Origin of the sequence: Arthrobacter sp. A2-55, from assembly GCF_025548615.1 — a bacterium.
Classification (GTDB): domain Bacteria; phylum Actinomycetota; class Actinomycetes; order Actinomycetales; family Micrococcaceae; genus Specibacter; species Specibacter silviterrae.
On record NZ_JAJLOZ010000032.1, the window covers coordinates 1 to 18,190 of the forward strand.

An 18,190-nucleotide genomic window follows, 5' to 3' on the forward strand; every position below is an offset into this window, starting at 1 on the left:
TGCCCACCTGGTGGCCTCCGAAGTCCACGAACTGCGGCTGGTGGCTGAACGCATCCTGCACCTGCAGCACCTGGCCGGGCACAGCCTCAGCGAGATCGCCGTGATTGTCCGCACCGGCTCGGCGCTCGCGGAACTGCAGCGCTACCTCAGCGGGCTGGGCATTCCCGTCAAGGTGCCGGTGGCCGAAAACCCCGTCCGCGACGAGCCCGCCGTGCGTCCCCTGCTGGAGGCCTTCCGCGTGGCGCTGGACCCCTCCGTGCTGGATGCGGAACTGGCCGTGTCGCTGCTGACCTCGCGCCTGGGCCGTTCCACGGCGCTGCACCTGCGCCGCCTGCGCCAGTCGCTGCGCCAACAGGAGCTGCATTCCGGCGGCGGCCGGGCCAGCGACGAACTCCTCGTCGAGGCCCTCGGCAACGCAGAAAAACTGGCCCCGCTGGGCTGGGAGGCCCAGAACGCGGGCCGGATCGCCGCCATGCTCGCAGCGGGCCGGAATGCGGTGGCGGAGCCCGGCGCGAATCCTGAAACCGTGCTGTGGGCGCTCTGGGATGCCTCGGACTGTTCGGGGACGTGGGAATCGCAGGCGCTGCGCGGGGGGCCCACGGGCATCCGGGCGGACCGGGACCTGGACGCCGTCATGGCCCTGTTCCAGACGGCGGAGCGCTACGTGGACCAGCTGCCAGGCTCCAGCCCGCAGCAGTTCCTGGACTACCTCCTCAACCAGGAACTGCCCATGGACACGCTGGCTGCCCGCGCCCAGCGGAGCGACGCCGTGGAAATCCTGACCCCTGCCAGTGCCGCCGGCCGCGAATGGCCGGTGGTGATTGTGGCCGGGCTCCAGGAAGGCGTGTGGCCGAACACCCGGCTGCGCGGGGAAATGCTGGGCAGCCAGTTCCTCGTGGACGTGCTGGAGCGCGGCCCCGCCGTGGCCGCGCAGGTCGACCCTGCCGCGCGGCTGCGAGAAATCCGCTATGACGAGCTGCGCAGCTTCGCCGCCGCCATCTCCCGTGCCGGGCGCCAGCTGATCCTCACCGCGGCCTCGGGGCACGACCTCCAGCCGTCGCAGTTCCTGGACCTTGCGGCCCCGTACCTGCCCGTGACGGACTCCGGCGGCGAATCCCAGTACCCGGTCCGCCCCGTGGAACAGGTGCCGCGGCCCATGACGCTGCGCTCGCTCGTGGCGGAGCTGCGCCAGGAATCGGAAATGCATGCCGAGCCCGAATCCGCCCGGATCCTGGCCATGCTGGCCTCCGAGAACGTTCCCGGGGCCTCGCCGTCGGACTGGTGGGGGCTGCTGCCGCTGAGCTCCCAGGCCCCCATTGTGGCCGACGGCGAACCCGTCACCGTCTCCCCGTCCAAGGTGGAAGCCGTGCTGAAATCCCCGCTGAACTGGTTTGTGAAGGCGGCCGGCGGCGAGGCCACCACCGACTTCGCCCGGAGCCTGGGCACGCTGATCCACTCCATCGCCGAGCACATTCCCGAAGGTGCCGGGCATGAGTACTTGGCGGAGCTGGAAAAGCGCTGGCCGTCCCTGGGCATGGGGGACTCCTGGGAGGCCGACGCCGACTATGGGCGCGCGCAGGAAATGCTGCGCAAGCTGGCCCAATACGTGGTTGATGCCCGCCAGCAGGGCCGGAGGCTCCTGGGCGTGGAGATGGACTTCTCGGTGGACATTCCCGGCGGGGAGAGGGCGGCGCGGCTCCGCGGACAGGTGGACCGGCTGGAAGCGGATGCGGACGGAAACCTGGTGGTCATTGACCTGAAAACAGGCAAAACAAAACCCACCGGGGCGGAAATTGAGCACCACCCGCAGCTGGGCAGCTACCAGGCGGCCGTGCTGGCAGGGGCGTTTGCCGACGTCGCCGCATCGGCCGGCATTGTGTCCACGCATGCAGGTGGCGCCGCCCTGCTGCCCTTGGGCGACGGCACGAAATCCGTCAAGACCCAGGACCAGGCCGCCCTGGCCGCCGGCCCTGACGACTGGGCCACACCCAAGGTCCTGGAGGCGGCCCTGCTCATGGCCCGGGCCACGTTCCCGGCCCGCCACGGGGCGGACTGGACCGAACGCAGCGGCTGCCCCCTGCCGTCCATCTGCCCGCTGTGCCACGAAGGAAAGCAGGTCACCGAATGAGCCAAGCGGCCCCCGAACCCACCGCCGTCCTGGACCGCCTGCTCAGCCCCGCAGAACTCGCCGGGCTCCTGGGCCAGTTCCCGCCCACCGCGGAGCAGGCCGCCATCATCTGCTCGCCCCTGGAGCCGCTGCTGGTCATCGCCGGGGCCGGCTCCGGCAAGACCACCACCATGGCGGACCGGGTGGTGTGGCTGGTGGCCAACGGGCTGGTGCGCCCGGAGGAAATCCTCGGCGTAACCTTCACCCGCAAGGCCGCCGGCGAGCTTGCCTCGCGCATCCGCGGGCAGCTGGCCAAGCTCGGCACCCTGGCCCGCTCCGGCGCCGTCGAGCTTGCCCCGGCCGCGGCCGCCCTGGACGCCCTGGAGCCAAAGGTGTCCACCTACCACTCCTACGCCAGCGGCATTGTCACCGACTACGGGCTGCGCCTGGGCATTGAACGGGACGCCGTGGTGCTCGGTGCCGCCGAATCCTGGCAGCTGGCCAGCGACGTGGTCGAGGCGCACGACGGCGGCCACACCCACTTCACGGCCGCCAAGTCCACGCTCATCCAGTCCGTCATGGACCTGGCCGGCGAATGCGCCGAGCACCTGCAGGACCCCGCGGACGTGCGCGCGGAACTGGACGCTTGGGTGGCTGAATTTGAGGCCCTGCCCTACATTGACGGGACGGCCAAGCCCCGAACGCTGGCCGCCAACAGGCTGCTGGATATCCTGCGCACCCGCGCCACCGTGGTGGACCTGGTGCAGCGCTATGCGGAGGCCAAGCGCCGTCGCAACGCCCTGGACTACGGGGACCTGGTTGCACTGGCGGCCCGGATTGCCGGCGAGGTGCCGCATGCCGGGGAGACGGAGCGCCAGCGATTCAAGGTGGTGCTGCTGGACGAATTCCAGGACACCTCCCACGCCCAGCTGCAGCTCTTTGCCCAGCTGTTTGGCGGCGGCCACCCCGTCACGGCCGTGGGCGACCCCCACCAGTCCATCTACGGCTTCCGCGGAGCCTCCGCCGGCCAGCTGTTCCGGTTCCCGGAGATTTTCCGCAGGCACGACGGCGGCTGGGCGCCGACAGCCGAGCTCACCATTGCGTGGCGCAACTCGGCGCACATCCTGGCTGCCGCCAATGTCATGTCCGCCGAGCTGGCCGCGGCCCAGGTGCGCAAGGCCAATGCCCGGCTCGCCGCCGGGCTGACGGCGGGGGAGCGTGCCGCAGCCGGCCCGCAGGTGGTGGTCTCGCCCCTGCGGGAAAAGCCCCAGGCGCCCGACGGCGAGGTGGTGCTGGCCCGCTTTGACACGGCACTGGCTGAGGCTGAGGCCATTGCCGCGGAGGTGCTCTCGCGGAAGGGCGACTTCACCTCCCGCCGCGGTGCCCAGGGCGCCATGACCGTGGCCGTGCTGTGCCGCCGCCGGGCCCAGTTCGGCACCTTCCAGTCGGTGTTTGACGCCCACGGCATCCCCTACGAGATTGTGGGCCTGGGCGGGCTGATGTCCACGCCCGAAATTGTGGACCTCGTGGCCACCCTGCGCGTCATTGCCGACCCCGGCCGCTCCGACGCCCTGATGCGGCTGCTGACCGGTGCGAGGTGGCGGATTGGCCCGGCGGACCTCATGGCCTTTGCCGACTGGTCCCGGTACCTGGCCCGGCGGCGGGAGTGGGCGGCAAAGGCCGGCGTGGCCTTTGATGCTCAAGCGCTCCAGGCGGAGGGAGTTGGTGGTGCGGCAATGGACAGCGAAGCCGTTGCCGGGGACGGCACGGGGCCTGCGGAGGAGCGGGTGGTGACCTCCGACGTCGTCGATGCCGCATCCCTGGTGGAGGCGCTGGACTACCTCAGCCCGGACTTTTGGCCGGATTCCGCCCGGCCGCTGACGGACACGGCGCGCACCCGCCTGCTGGCGCTGCGCGACGAGCTGCGCGTCCTGCGCACCTTTGTGGGCGACGACCTCAGCAACCTGCTGGGAGTGGTGGAGCGGACCATGCTGCTGGACATTGAACTGGCCTCGAAGCCCGGCTCCAGCATCCACCATGCGCGGCGCAACCTGGACGCCTTTGCCGACGCCGCGGCCAGCTTCATGCAGGCCGCCGAACGGGTGGACTTGGCGGCGTTCCTTGCCTGGCTGGAAACGGCCGAGTCGGAGGAGGGCGGGCTGGAGCTGGCAGCCGTGGAGACGAATCCGGATGCGGTGCAACTGCTGACGGTGCACGCGTCGAAGGGGCTGGAATGGGATGTGGTTTTTGTGCCGGGCATGAACACCGGTGCGTTCCCCAGCGCCAAGGCCGACAGGTGGACCACGGGGGCCAAGTCGCTGCCGTGGCCGCTGCGCGGGGACCGGGACGACCTCCCCGCCTGGGACGTGAACGTGCCGGACGTGAAGACCCTCATGGAGAACGAGAAGCTGTTTGCCGATGACGTGAAGCTGCATGCGGAGGAGGAGGAACGCCGGCTGGCCTATGTGGCGTTCACGCGGGCGCGGGACTTTTTGATGTGCAGCGCCACCGTGTGGGGGATCGGGAAGGCGCCGCTTGAACCCTCACTGTTCCTCGCCGAATTGCTCCCGCTCAGCACCGGCGCCGCCCAAACCGCCCAGGTGGTCCACTGGGAGGAGGATCCGGAGGACGGCGCTGAGAACCCGGTGGCCGCGGGGGAGGAGTCCGCCCAGTGGCCGTACGACCCGCTGAACGGGCCCGTCATTGAGGGCCGTCCCGGGGTTGCCGCCCGGCCGGGCCGGCGCGAGAACGTCGAGGCGTCGGCCGCTGCCGTCCGCGCCGCCCTCGTTGAGGTTGGAGATCACCACCTCCCCTCCGAGCCGGGGGGCGCCGCGTTTCTTTCCGCCAACCCCCGGTGGGGGCGGGAGGCGTCCGTGCTGCTGGCGCAGGAGGGGGCCGAATCGGACCAGCTGCGGGTGGAACTGCCCCCGCACATTTCGGCTTCGCGCCTGGTGGCCTTGGGGGAGGATGCCGAGAAGGTTACCCGGGCCATGCGCCGGCCCGTGCCCGCCAAACCTGGGATGGCGGCCCGCAAGGGCACGGCGTTCCACGCCTGGATCGAGGAATACTTTGGCACCACGGGCCAGCTGGACCTGGACGAGCTCCCGGGGGCCGACTCCTACGTTGACGAGGCCTACGGCCTGGCGGACATGCAGGAGACATTCAGGAACTCTGCCTGGGCCGGCCGGACCCCGGCGGAACTGGAGGTCCCCATCGAAACCCGGGTGGCCGACGTCGTGGTCCGCGGGCGCATTGACGCCGTCTTCCGTGATGACGACGGCGGCTGGGACCTCATCGACTGGAAGACCGGCATGGTGCCGTCCAAGGCGCAGCTGGCGGTGCGCGGGGTGCAGCTGGCCGTCTACCGGCTTGCCTGGTCGCGCTTGAAGGGCGTGCCGCTGGAACAGGTCAGGGCCGCCTTTTACTACGTCGGGCAGGACAAGCTGATCCGGCCTGTGGACTTGGCAGGGCAGGCGGAATTGGAGGCGATCGTCACCAACGCGTACTCGTCCGGCAGTTGAGCTATTTCGTGGAAAACACAGTGACCCAGACCCTTGAGTCGGCGGGCTAGTTGTTGGAGGCCGGCTTGAGGGGAATGACTTTCAGCGCAGTCGTGTCGACGTCCTCGGGGGAACTGGCGGCTGGCATTCCCTCGTCCACCGCGTGGACGTCGTCCCCTGCCGGTTCGGCAGCGCCACTTTCCGATTCGACGGCGGAGGGGCCGCCGTCGTCGTCCGGTTCGGACTCGCTAGGCCCGGCCTCCGGGGCATCGACAATGGGCATCGCCCCCGTGGGTGCTTCACTGGCCGCGGCGGCAGTGGAACCCGGCACCGCCTCCCCGTCGGATCCGGACTCGGGCACGGGAGCCACGGGCGTCTCGGGCACGGGCGACGGCTCGGTGCTGATGGGCTGGCCGCCGTGGGCGTTGATGTCTGCCTCCAGGGTTGCCAGCATGGCTTCGGCGTCCGCCACCATGCGGGCCGAATCGGCAGCAAAGCCCTTGACCAGCCACTGGGCCAGGGCAAACTCGGCGCTCAGGGCGGCGCGGCGCAGCAGGTGCGGGTCAGGGGATTCGCGCCGTGCCGCCGAATAGGCCTGCACCACGGTGTCCACGAACTCCGGGTTGTTAATGGCCACCAGCCACGCAAAGTCGTCGGCGGGATCGCCCACGCGGAGGTCGGTCCAGCCCATGACGGCCGTGACCTGCGTGCCCTCGAGCAATATGTTGTCCTCGTGCAGGTCCCCGTGGACCACCGAGGCATTGAAGCGCCACAGGGCCACGTCTTCCATGGCATGTTCCCAGCGGCGCAGCAGGGACGGCGGGATCTTGCCCGTGGTGGCCGCCTGGTCCAGTTCATTGAGCTTGCGCTGGCGGAATTCATTGGCCGTGTAGCTGGGCAGGTCGGCGTTGGTGACCAGTTCCTGCGGCAGGTCGTGGATCGCGGCGATCGCGGCCCCGATTTCCATGGCCAGCGCGGCGCCGCCGGAGGCCATCTCCTCCACGGACTCGGCCTTGCCGGCAATGTGCGAGTACACAAAGGTGATCAGTTCGCCCTGGCGCACAGTCCCCGCCACAGTGGGCAGCAGGAACGGCAGCTCGGCCCGGATGCCGGGGGCAAAGGCGCGCAGCACCTGGCGTTCTGTCTCCAGCCGGGCACTGGCCTCTACGTGCTTGGGGGAGCGCACCCGCCAGCGCCGGTTTTCCGAGTCCACCAGCAAGGCGGAGCTGAAATCGGCGGCGTCGTCCGGCTCCGGGGCAAATGCCGTGACGTTAAGGCCGGGCACAGCCGCGCTGGCAACAGCGGCCAATTCGATTGCACTCATTCGTCTCACCCCTCCACCGTAAAGGTCCAAGCTGGCAACTGGCTGCGCTTGCGGCGGCGAGTCGCGATAAGTCGGCGGCGCGGCCTGCGCCACCCGCTGTCCACAGGCAGCCTTCCCGGAATGTAAAAAGTGGGGCAGACTGCGTACGGTAGAACCATGATCCAAGCCTTGCCTTCCCCCGCAGCCGTGCTCGAAAGAAACTGTGAACAACGCAGCGAGAGCGGGTACCTGGAGCAGGTGCAGGGCAGCCCGGACCACCGGATCGTCCTTTTCCGCCGAGGCCGTGCCCTCGTGGTGTCCGGCGGCCTGGCCTTTCTGGAGCCCGCCGGGGTGGCCGGCCGCCTGCCGGCCGGGACTGTGACCGTCTACCTCGGCCAAACCATAGATTCCGGACCGCTGCCGGCCGGAACCCACCTTGTCCTGAAGGTTGTCCCGGACGACGCCGGTGAGTTGCCTTGGGTGCCTGCCGGCACCTTTTTCTCGGGATACAGGGACGTGGGTGACACGCTGGGTGAAACGGATGCGGCCATTTTCATTCAGGCGCAGGCCGTGGCGAACTGGCACGGCAGCCACCGTTTTTGCCCGCGCTGCGGCGCGCCCACCATCCCGGAACACGCGGGCTGGATGCGCCGCTGCACGGAGGACGGCTCCGAACACTTCCCGCGGACCGATCCTGCGGCCATCGTGGCCGTTGTTGGTGCGGACGGGCGAATCCTGCTGGCCAGCAATTTTGCCTGGGAACCCAACAGGTACTCCACCGTGGCCGGCTTCATTGAAGCAGGTGAAAGTGCCGAACAGGGTGCCGTCCGGGAAATTGCCGAAGAAGTGGGCGTCCACCTGCACACCACCCACTATGCCGGGTCCCAGGCCTGGCCGTTTCCGCGGTCCCTCATGCTCGGCTTTGTTGCCTACACCGATGACACCCTGGCCATTCCGGACGGGACGGAGGTGCGGGAGGCGCGCTGGTTCAGCCGCGCCGAACTGCAGGCAGCCGTGCTGAGCGGGGAGGCCATCATCTCCCGGCGCCTCTCCATTGCCCGGGCCCTCATTGAACACTGGTACGGCGGAACCATCCTGGAACCCGGGGAAGGCCCGGACCGGGAAGATGCGGCATCCGTGGAACCCGGGGCCACCGGACACGCCCCCGCAGGCGGGCGGGCATGACGTACGACCCCCGGCAGGCAGGCCTTCCGGTCATGGACGAACGCACGGCGGAAGAACGCATCCTGGCCGGGCTGGACGATGAACAGCGCGCCGTCGCCACCACGCTGGCAGGGCCCCTCTGCGTCCTGGCAGGTGCCGGAACCGGCAAGACCCGCGCCATAACGCACCGCATCGCCTACGGCGTCCACACCGGCGTCTACAACCCCAACAGGCTCCTGGCCGTCACTTTCACGGCCAGGGCGGCAGCGGAAATGCGCACCCGGCTGCGCGACCTTGGCGTGGGAACCGTCCAGGCCCGCACCTTCCACGCCGCCGCCCTGCGGCAGCTGCAGTATTTCTGGCCCCACGCTGTGGGCGGCCAGCTGCCCGGGCTGCTCGAACACAAGGCCCAGGTCATTGCCGAAGCCGCACGGCGCCTGCACCTGCCCACCGACAGGGCCGCCATCCGTGACCTGGCAGCCGAGGTGGAATGGGCCAAGGTCTCCATGCTGACCCCCGAAACCTACGTGGGCAAGGCGGAGGACCGGGGTGAACCCGGCGGACTGGACAAGCTGGCCATGGGCCGGCTGTTCCAGTCCTATGAGGATGTGAAGGCGGACCGGAACCTCATTGACTTTGAAGATGTCCTGCTCATCACCGTCGGAATCCTGCAGGAGGACCCCCGGGTGGCGGCAACCGTCCGTGAGCAGTACAGGCACTTTGTTGTCGACGAGTACCAGGACGTGTCGCCCCTGCAGCAGCGCATGCTTGACCTGTGGCTGGGCGGGCGCGACGAGCTGTGCGTGGTGGGCGACGCCAGCCAGACCATCTACTCCTTTACGGGAGCCACGCCCAGGCACCTGCTGGACTTCCCGGCACGCTATCCCAAGGCCAACGTGGTGAAGCTGGTCCGTGACTACCGCTCCACGCCTCAAGTGGTGGGCCTGGCGAACACGCTGCTCAAGAGCCGGCGCAGCGGCGGACTGGCCGCGGACGCCCTCTGGTCCGCGCCGCTGGAACTCAGGGCGCAGCGGGCGTCCGGGCCGTTGCCGGAGTTCCTGGAATGCAGCGACGATGAGGCCGAAGCGGCAGCCGTGGCCGGGCGCATCAAGATCCTCATTGACCATGGCACCCAGGCCAGCGAAATTGCCGTGCTGTTTCGCACCAACGGGCAGTCGGAAGCCTACGAGCGCGCCCTGGCAGCCGCCGGGGTCGGCTACCAGCTGCGCGGCGGGGAACGCTTCTTTGCCCGCAAGGAGGTCCGCGACGCCATTTTGCAGTTGCGGGCAGCCTCGCGCTCGGCGGAAGATGAGCCCCTGGGCCAGCTGGTCCGCGACATCCTGGCCAACCTCGGCTGGCAGGCCGAGGCGCCGAAGTCCGGGGGGGCCGTGCGTGAACGCTGGGAGTCCCTCGCGGCGCTGGTGGCCCTCGCCGACGACCTCGTCGCCTCACGCAGCACGCCTGAACACGCATTCACCGTGGTGGACCTGGTGGCCGAGCTCCAGGAACGGGCGTCAGCCCAGCACGCCCCCACCGTCCAGGGCGTGACGCTGGCGTCCCTGCACTCCGCGAAAGGTCTGGAGTGGGACGCCGTTTTTCTGGTGGGGCTGAGCGAGGGCCTCATGCCCATCTCTTTTGCCGACACCGCGGAAACCGTGGATGAAGAGCGGCGCCTGCTCTATGTGGGCATCACCCGGGCCCGCGAGTTTCTGAACTTTTCCTGGTCCACGGCCCGCACGCCGGGCGGGCGGGCCAACCGCCGGCCGTCGCGGTTCCTGGACGGGCTCCGGCCCGGCTCGGCGGCAGGGACGGCAGCCGGGCCACGGATGGCGACCACCCGGAAGGCGCGCAAGACGGCAGCCCCGTCCGTGTGCCGGGTGTGCGGCAAGGTGCTCACCACCGGCGCCGAGCGAAAGATCGGCCGCTGTTCCACCTGCCCCGCCGGCTATGACGAGGCAGTCTTCGAGGAATTGCGTGCCTGGCGGCTGGGGGAGGCCACCTCGGCGGAGGTACCTGCCTTTGTGGTCTTCACGGACGCCACGCTGATGGCCATTGCCGAGGCCGCCCCGAAGGACCTGGCGGAGCTGGCAGCCCTGCCCGGCGTGGGGCCCTCCAAGCTGGAGCGCTACGGCGAGGCCGTGCTGGAAATCGTGGCCAGCGCCTGACGCTGCAGCTGGCAGCCGCAGTCCGGGTGGGCCGGGTACTCCTGCCTGCTCCACCGCCCATTGGCCGGATGGAACGTCATGACGGACGACCAGGCACCGGGCTGGTTCACGGCATCCAGAAACAGGAGGACCTGGGCCGCCGCCGTGCCCGCCAGGGCGGTGGCCAGCGCTGCCCCCTCCAGCAATTCCGTGCGTGGCCGCCGCCCTTCCGGCGCTGCCGGCCCGGCACTGCCCGCGGCGAGCTGCTCGCAGACCTCGTGCCACAGGGGATCGCCCGCGCCGCGGTGGCGCTCCACACATTCCGCGCACGCCGTTTCGCCGGGCAGCACCAGCGGCCCCACCGTGCCGTCCTGCTCGCGGACCAACACAAAGAGGTGGGGACGGTCAGTGCTCATGAACCGGGCGGCCGTTTCAGCGCTGACGGCGTCGTGGGCCACCACCACGGCCAAGTCCAGGCACCGGGCGTCCGGCCCGCCGGAGCCGCCGTCGTGCAGCACGTGGGCGTGGCAGCTGGGATCCTCCCGCAGCAGGTGGCGGCGCACCGCGGCTGAACGGGCAAGCCCGATGTCCGCCAACCTGAACGATCCCGGGCTGACATCCACTGCGGTGACTGTTTGGTCATCCTCCAGCAGGATGGTGCCCACCCCGGCACTGACCAGCGCCCGGGCCAGCGCCGCCCCCGTGCGGCCCAGCCCCATGACATGCACGACGCCGTGTTCCCGCCTGTCGATGTACGTCCGGCTGGGTGTCCGGTACAGGCCCAGCATGGCCGAGCGTTCCGGCTCGAGCCGTTCGGCACGAAAACCGTGCACCGCCAGGTCTGCGTCCCCAAAGAGCATCCCGTTCAGGGTTGCCAGGATTTCCTGCGCCCGCCCCTGGGTCAAGCCCAGGGACTCGGCGCAGCCCGCCACCTGGCCGTCAGGGATGCCACGGCGAAGTGCGTCAATGAAAAGCAGGTCGTCCGGCTGCAGCCCGTCAATGACGGTGCCCCCGGCCCCCACCCCGATTTGGATGCTGTGGGCTCCGCGGCGGACCACCCGAAGCCCGGGGTTGATGGTTGTCATGTCGGCCTCCTGCAGCACTGGCTCCCTGCCCGCGACCCGGGCAGGGATGCTGCCTTGATTTTGGCACGGGACCGGTAATCCTGCCCGAAGTTATCCACAGGCGGCAGTTGTCCACAATTTGGCTTTTCCGTTCGATGGCGCTGCCGCCGGCGTTGTACGGTCGATGCATGGCAGCACAAATCCTTCCGGCCTCCAACCGTCCGCCGCAGCCCGGCCAGCAGCGGCCCGAGCCCCGCCGTGCGCCCTTGGGCAGGGGAACGCCGGGGCCGCTCGGCGATTCCATCTCCGCGCACCGTGCAGCGAACGGTGCCCCGGTGGTGGTGAGGCGCACCCGCCGTCGCAAAACAGGCATCGCCGCGTTTTGGGAAGCGGGCCGGGCCGTCATCGCCGTGCCGGCGCGCATGACCCTGGAGGATGAGGACTACTGGGTGCCCCACATGGTCTCCCGCCTGGATGCCGACACGCGCGCCAGGGCCGGGGGCCGGCGTCGTGCTGCGCCCGCCAGCGATGACGCGCTGATGCAGCGGTGCCGGCTGCTGTCGGCGCGGTACCTGGGTTCGCGGGCCGAGCCGGATTCCGTGCGGTGGGTGCGCAACCAAAACGGCCGGTGGGGCTCGTGCACCCACGCACGCCGGACCATCCGCATTTCACACCATGTGCAGGGAATGCCCGAATGGGTCCTGGACTATGTCTTGCTGCACGAGCTGTCCCACCTGATCCACCCCAACCACAGCGCAGCCTTTTGGGCGGAGCTTGCCGGCTACCCCCACCTGGAGCGCGCCAAGGCATTTTTGGAGGGGGCTTCCTTTGCCTCGGCGCGCAACATCCAGGGCATGGCCGGCGACCTGGACGACGAATCCCCCGGTGACGGGGAATCACCGGGGGACCAGGGGGACGGCGTCGACGGGGACGCCGGCGGACCGGGCTCCGGGGAGCAGTGGGCCGCCGAACTGTTCTGAGGCAGTTACTGGCCCGTCTCAGGCCCTTCCGGGTGCTCAGGCCCTTCAGGGGTCTCTTCCGGGGGGACTTCGTCAAAGCCGCCGTCCAGGAGCTTCGCCAGGGCCGCGTCAACGTCGGACTCGGACGCATCCGAGGCGGAGCGGCGGGCGCTGAAGCCTGCAGCGTCATCCAGGTCCGCGGAGGTGGGCAGCAGGTCGGGGTGCGCCCAGATGGCGTCGCGCCCGGCAATGCCGCGCTGTTCCTTGAGGGAGGACCACAGCGCCGCAGCCTCGCGCAGGCGCCGCGGGCGCAGCTCCAGGCCCACCAGGGAGCCGAACGCGTGCTCGGCGGGGCCGCCGGTGGCCCGGCGCCGGCGGATGGTCTCGCGGATGGCCGCCGCGGCAGGCAGGTTCGCGGCCGCGGCGAAGGTGACTTCATCCACCCAGCCCTCCACCAGTGCCAGGGCCGTTTCCAGCTTGGACAGGGCGGCTTCCTGTTCCGGCGTGCGGGCCGGCATGAAGACGCCTTCGGACAGGGCGGCCTGCATTGCCTCAGGGTTGGAAGGGTCCAGGTTGTGGGCCAGGTCCTCGATGCGGGACATGTCGATGTGGATGCCGCGGGCGTAGGACTCAATCGCGCCCAGCAGGTGCCCGCGCAGCCACGGCACCTGCACAAACAGCCGCGCATGTGCGGCCTCGCGCAGGGCCAGGAACAGGCGGATTTCCTGCTCGGGAACTTCCAGCCCTTCGCCAAACGCCTTCACATTTGCCGGCAGCAGCGCCATTTGCAGGTCCGCCAGCGGAATGCCGATGTCGGTGGAGCCCACCACTTCCTTGGCCAGCGCACCCACGGCAGCACCGAGCTGCAGGCCGAACAGGGCCCCTCCCATGTTTTGCATCATGGAGGCCGCACCGCCCATCATGGACTTCATTTCCTCGGGGAGCTGCTCATTCATGGCGGTGGAAATGGCGAACGCAATGCTGTTGGCCACGGGCTCGGTGAGGCGCTGCCAGGTGCCGAGGGTTTCCTCCACCCATTCCGCGCGGGACCAGGCCTTGCCGATGATCGCCGTGGCGGCCAACTCGGTGAACGGATCCAGCCACATTTCGGCCAGCCGGAGCGCCTCATCCACCTCACGGGACTGGGCCGGTGTCACGGACGGGTCATCGCCGGCGGCCGCCTTCCTGGCGGCGTCCCGGGCCAGGTCCCAGTTGACGGGGGTGTCGGAGGATCCGCTCATCATGGCCTGGACCTGGGAGAACATTTGGGCCAGGACCTTGGGGTCCGACGGCAGGCCGGCAGCCTTGGCCAGTTCGGCAGCATCAAAGCCCTCCATGCCCTGTCCACCCAGCAGATTGGCCAGCATTTCGGACAGCGGATCCTTCGGCGTGTCGTCGTCGTCGTTGTTTGCTGGTGTGGGTGACATGATGGCCCGATCGTTGCAGGGGATGCTGATGAGGTTCACGTTACCGCCGCCGTGCACGCTTGTCTCCCCGCGGGTCAGTCCTGTTCGCTACAGGCAAAGGTGCCCCAAACCGCCACAAAACCGGGCGCCTGTTCCCGGTGCATTCACAGCCCGGACACGGGCTGACACAGTAGGCTGGTGGATGGTGTTCGCCGCCCGGCGGCACAGGGCCCACCGCCGCGCAGCCTGGAAAGGTACAAAGAATTGAGCCAGCAGAACCAGGAGGACCGGCCCGCCGCCGCACCCCGCACAGGGACCCGCGACAGGCGGCTGCCGCTCATGGCGGTCTCCGGCGTGGTGGCCCTGGTGCTGGCCGTTGCGGCCCTGGCCATACCGGTTCCCTACGTGGTTGAATCGCCCGGCCCGGCCATCAACACGATCGGCAAGGTGGACAACCAGCCAGTCATCAGCGTTGCGGGCCACGACAGCTTCCCGGCCCACACAGGCAGCCTTGACCTGACCACGGTGCACCTCACCGGCGGGCTGCCCGGGAGCCAGGTGAACCTTTTCGAGGTCCTCGCTGCCTGGCTCAACCCCTCGGACTCGATTTACCCCGAGGAGCTCATTTATGCGCCCGGCGTCAGCCAGCAGGCTGTCAACAGTGAAAACACCGCGGCCATGACCGGCTCCCAGGAAAACGCCACGGCCGCGGCCCTGACCGCGCTGAACATCGGCTACAAGACTGTGCTGGCCGTGGCCTCCGTGCCGGCCGACGGCGCCTCCGCCGGCATCCTCAAGCCCGACGACGTCCTGGTCTCCATTGGCGGCAAGCCCGCCTCTGCGCTAACCACCATCCAGGGCGTGCTGGCTGCCGGCCAGGGCGCCCCCGTCACGGTGGACGTATTGCGCGGCGGGGCTGCCAAGTCCGTCACGGTCACGCCCCGCAAAGGCACGGACGGAAAATACCTCCTCGGGATTGCCCTGCAAAACAAGTTCACCTTTCCGTTCGACGTGAAAATTTCGCTGAGCAACATTGGCGGCCCCAGCGCCGGCATGATGTTTGCCCTCGGCATCATGGACACCCTGACACCGGGTGAACTGACGGGCGGGCGGCATTTTGCCGGCACGGGAACCATTGACAACACGGGCAATGTGGGCGCCATTGGGGGCATTGCGCAAAAAATGGTGGGCGCCCGCAACAGCGGTGCCGACTACTTCCTGGCACCTGCCGCAAACTGCACCGACGTGGTGGGCCACGTCCCCAACGGGCTTCAGGTCATCAAAGTCGCTACCCTGAAGGAAGCATATGACGCTGTTTCTGCCATTGGCTCCGGCAAGGACGGATCCAGCCTGCCCACATGCAAGTAACAATTGAGCATCATGCGGAACCCGGCCGCGCCGCCATTCGTGGCACCAGTGTGGCCGGATTGCGCAAGGACCGCCCGGCACCACCGTCGAATCACCACCAGTAAGCAGAGGTAAGAGTGACATCCCGCCCAGCACCGTCCCCGAGCAGTTCCGCCAGGCCCAGACGCCGCAGTGCCCTCCTGCCCACCATCATCGTGGTGGCAGCGCTGGTCATTGGCCTGGTGATTTTCGCCGGCGTCTACACGGACTTCCTCTGGTTTGACCAGCTGGGCTACAGCACCGTGTTTTGGCGAGAGCGCCTGGCCAAGCTGATCATTTTCCTCGCAGCCTTCCTGGTCATGGCCGTTGCCGTGTACTTCTCCATCCGCGTTGCGTACCGGGCCCGCCCCATTTATGCCCCGGACAACGCCCGCGACGACAACCTCAACCGCTACCAGGTGCAGCTGGAACCCATCCGCCGCGTGGTGATGGTGGGCGTGCCTGTGGTGTTTGGGCTGTTCGCCGGCACCGCCGCCATGGCGCAGTGGGAGAAGGTGCTGCTGTTCCTGTACCGGGTGCCGTTCGGGAGCACCGACCCGCAATTCCACCTGGACATCAGCTTCTACACGAACACCCTGCCGTTCCTGGGCCTGCTGATCGGGCTGTTCATCAGTGTCGCCGTCGTTTCCTTCATTGCCGGCCTCCTCACGCACTACCTCTACGGTGCCGTCCGGCTGACCGAGCGGGGCATCTTCACCTCCCGCCAGGCGCAGATCCACATGGCAGTCATAGCCGCCGTGTTCCTGCTGCTGCTGGGCATCAACTTCTGGCTGGACCGCTACGCCACCCTCCAAGACAACGGTGGCTACCGTGCCGGCGCCATGTTCACTGACGTGCACGCCGTCATCCCCACCAAGTCCATCCTGGCTGCAGCCGCCATCATCGTGGCGATCCTGTTCGTCGTGGCCGCGTTCATGGGCCGGTGGAAGCTTCCCCTCATCGGCACCGGGATGCTGGTGGTCACGGCCATCGTGGCCGGCGGGATCTACCCCTACGCCATCCAGCAATGGCAGGTCAAGCCTTCCGAGGGCGACGTGGAAGCCACCTACATCGGCCGCAACATCGACATGACAAGGCAGGCCTACGGCCTTTCCGACATGACGGTGACCCCCTACAACGCGACGACGACGGCGACTGCCGGGGCCCTGCGCAAGGACGCCGACACCGCAGCGAACATCCGGCTGCTGGACCCCAACCTGATCTCCTCAACATTTGCACAGCTGGAACAGTACCGGCCGTACTACGAGTTCCCCAAGACGCTCAATGTGGACAGGTACACCATTGACGGCAAGGTTCAGGACGCCGTCATTGCCGTGCGTGAACTCAACCCGGCAGGCATCAACCCCGGCCAGCAGACCTGGTACAACCAGCACCTGGTCTACACGCACGGCTATGGCGTGGTGGCCGCCTACGGCAACACCGTCACCTCCGACGGCAAGCCGGTGTTCATGCAATCCGGCGTCCCCTCGACGGGCGTGCTCGGCACGGACACCAGCTACCAGCCGCGCACCTACTTTGGCCAGTCCATGACGGACTACTCCATTGTTGGCGCGCCCGAAGGCGCCACCCACGTGGAACTGGACCGCCCCCAGGGTTCCAGCACCACCTCCACCGACACCACCGGCACGGCCGGGGAGTCCATGACCACCTTCACCGGCAACGGCGGCCCCAGCGTGGGCAACTGGTTCAACCGGCTCATGTACGCCCTGAAGTTCCAGTCCTCCGACCTGCTGCTGACCAACGGGGTCAACAGCAAGTCGCAGATCCTCTACGACCGCACCCCGGAACAGCGCGTGTCCAAGGTGGCCCCGTACCTGACCATCGACGGCAACCCGTACCCCGCCGTCGTCGACGGGCGGATCAAGTGGATCGTGGATGGCTACACCACCAGCTCCTACTACCCGTATTCGCAGCAGCAGCAGCTCCAGGACGCCACCACCGACTCACTGACCACCGCGAACGGCGTGGGCGCCCTGCCCAACACGTCCGTCAACTACATCCGCAACTCGGTCAAGGCCACGGTTGACGCCTATGACGGTTCGGTGCAGCTGTACGCCTGGGACACCGAGGACCCCATCCTGAAGTCGTGGGAAAACATCTTCCCCACCACGGTCAAGCCGCTGACGGACATGTCCGCGGACGTCATGTCCCACGTTCGCTATCCGGAGGACCTGTTCAAGGTCCAGCGCGAGCTCCTGGGCCGCTACCACGTGACCGATCCGAAGACGTTCTACAACAACACGTACGCGTGGAGCGTGCCGGATGATCCCACCACGGCGGCCGTGGACAAGCAGCCGCCCTACTACCTGTCCCTGAAGATGCCCGGCCAGCAAAAGACTGCGTTCTCCCTGACCACCGACTTCATCCCGCAGGTGGTGTCGGGCACCGAATCCCGGAACATCCTGTACGGCTTCATGGCCGCCAATGGCGACGCCGGCAATGTCAAGGGTGTCAAGAGCCCCGACTATGGCAAGCTGCAACTGCTCGAACTCCCGCCGGACACCCAGGTGCCCGGACCGGGTCAGGTGCAAAACACCTTCCAGTCGGACCCCACCGTTTCGGAGCAGTTGAACCTGCTCAAGCTGGGACAGTCCGACATCAAGAACGGCAACCTGCTCACGCTGCCCATGGGCGGCGGCCTGCTGTACGTCCAGCCCGTGTACGTCCAGTCCACCGGCTCCACGTCCTACCCGACGCTGCAGCGCGTACTGGTCGCCTTCGGCAACAAGATTGGGTACGCCGCCACGCTCAACCAGGCGCTTGACCAGCTGTTCCAGGGCGACTCGGGTGCGCAGGCGGGTGACGCGAATGTCCAGAAGGACAAGTCTGCGGCGGGCAGCTCCGTTTCGGGCGGCACCGGCGGGGCCACGGGTTCAAACCCGGCACTGACCAAGGCGCTCAATGATGCCAGCCAGGCGATGAAGGACAGCCAGACGGCCCTGACCAAGGGCGACTTTGCCGCCTACGGCGTGGCACAGAAGGCCCTGGACGCCGCACTCCAGGCGGCCATCGCCGCGGAGGGTGCGGCCGCCAAGACAGGCACGACGCCGAGCGCCAGCCCCGGCGCCACGGCCAGTCCCAGCGCCAAGGCAACCCCGACGCCGTAGGCGACGGACCCACACGGCTGGCAGGGCAT

General features: G+C 68.5%; 10 protein-coding genes. 7 read left to right on the plus strand and 3 right to left on the minus strand.

The annotated features are described in order from the left end of the window. Together LPN03_RS10525 and LPN03_RS10530 are read left to right on the plus strand one after the other, a co-directional pair. Positions 1-2,128: UrvD/REP family ATP-dependent DNA helicase (locus tag LPN03_RS10525; protein WP_262454205.1), on the plus strand; the 2,128-nt coding region annotated here is incomplete at its 5' end. After that, positions 2,125-5,628 (plus strand): ATP-dependent helicase, encoded by a 3,504-nt coding sequence (locus tag LPN03_RS10530; protein WP_262454206.1) that lies wholly within the window; start codon positions 2,125-2,127, stop codon positions 5,626-5,628. The genes LPN03_RS10525 and LPN03_RS10530, both read left to right, overlap by 4 nt. Positions 5,629-5,674: 46 nt before the next feature. Here the strand turns inward: LPN03_RS10530 and LPN03_RS10535 are convergent, their stop codons facing one another. Beyond that, positions 5,675-6,931, minus strand: coding sequence for a phosphotransferase (locus LPN03_RS10535; RefSeq protein ID WP_262454207.1), 1,257 nt, complete (start codon positions 6,929-6,931; stop codon positions 5,675-5,677). Between the two features lie 156 nt (positions 6,932-7,087). Here LPN03_RS10535 and nudC point away from each other — a divergent pair, with 156 nt between their 5' ends. Together nudC and LPN03_RS10545 are read left to right on the plus strand one after the other, a co-directional pair. After that, a complete protein-coding gene (gene nudC / locus LPN03_RS10540) occupies positions 7,088-8,095 on the plus strand; it encodes an NAD(+) diphosphatase (RefSeq protein ID WP_262454208.1) in 1,008 nt (335 codons plus the stop codon). Further along, entirely contained in the window at positions 8,092-10,239 is a 2,148-nt protein-coding gene (locus LPN03_RS10545) for an ATP-dependent DNA helicase UvrD2 (protein WP_262454209.1), read from the plus strand. Before nudC ends, LPN03_RS10545 begins: the two co-directional genes overlap by 4 nt. Here the strand turns inward: LPN03_RS10545 and LPN03_RS10550 are convergent. After that, positions 10,200-11,303: a ThiF family adenylyltransferase gene (locus LPN03_RS10550; protein ID WP_262454210.1), complete on the minus strand. Its 1,104-nt coding sequence runs from the start codon at positions 11,301-11,303 to the stop codon at positions 10,200-10,202. The genes LPN03_RS10545 and LPN03_RS10550 overlap by 40 nt on opposite strands. Positions 11,304-11,470: 167 nt before the next feature. Here LPN03_RS10550 and LPN03_RS10555 point away from each other — a divergent pair, with 167 nt between their 5' ends. After that, entirely contained in the window at positions 11,471-12,262 is a 792-nt protein-coding gene (locus LPN03_RS10555) for a M48 family metallopeptidase (protein WP_165181942.1), read from the plus strand. A gap of 5 nt (positions 12,263-12,267) precedes the next feature. Here the strand turns inward: LPN03_RS10555 and LPN03_RS10560 are convergent, their stop codons facing one another. Then, positions 12,268-13,668, minus strand: a complete 1,401-nt coding sequence (locus LPN03_RS10560) for a zinc-dependent metalloprotease (protein ID WP_262454211.1) — start codon at positions 13,666-13,668, stop codon at positions 12,268-12,270. A gap of 243 nt (positions 13,669-13,911) precedes the next feature. Between LPN03_RS10560 and LPN03_RS10565 the strand changes: the two genes are divergently transcribed. Both LPN03_RS10565 and LPN03_RS10570 read left to right on the plus strand, forming a co-directional pair. Continuing rightward, complete coding sequence (locus LPN03_RS10565; RefSeq protein WP_262454212.1) at positions 13,912-15,015, plus strand: PDZ domain-containing protein; 1,104 nt, start codon at positions 13,912-13,914, stop codon at positions 15,013-15,015. Positions 15,016-15,131: 116 nt separating this feature from the next. After that, positions 15,132-18,161: a UPF0182 family protein gene (locus LPN03_RS10570; RefSeq protein WP_262454213.1), complete on the plus strand. Its 3,030-nt coding sequence runs from the start codon at positions 15,132-15,134 to the stop codon at positions 18,159-18,161. Positions 18,162-18,190: the final 29 nt, after the last annotated feature.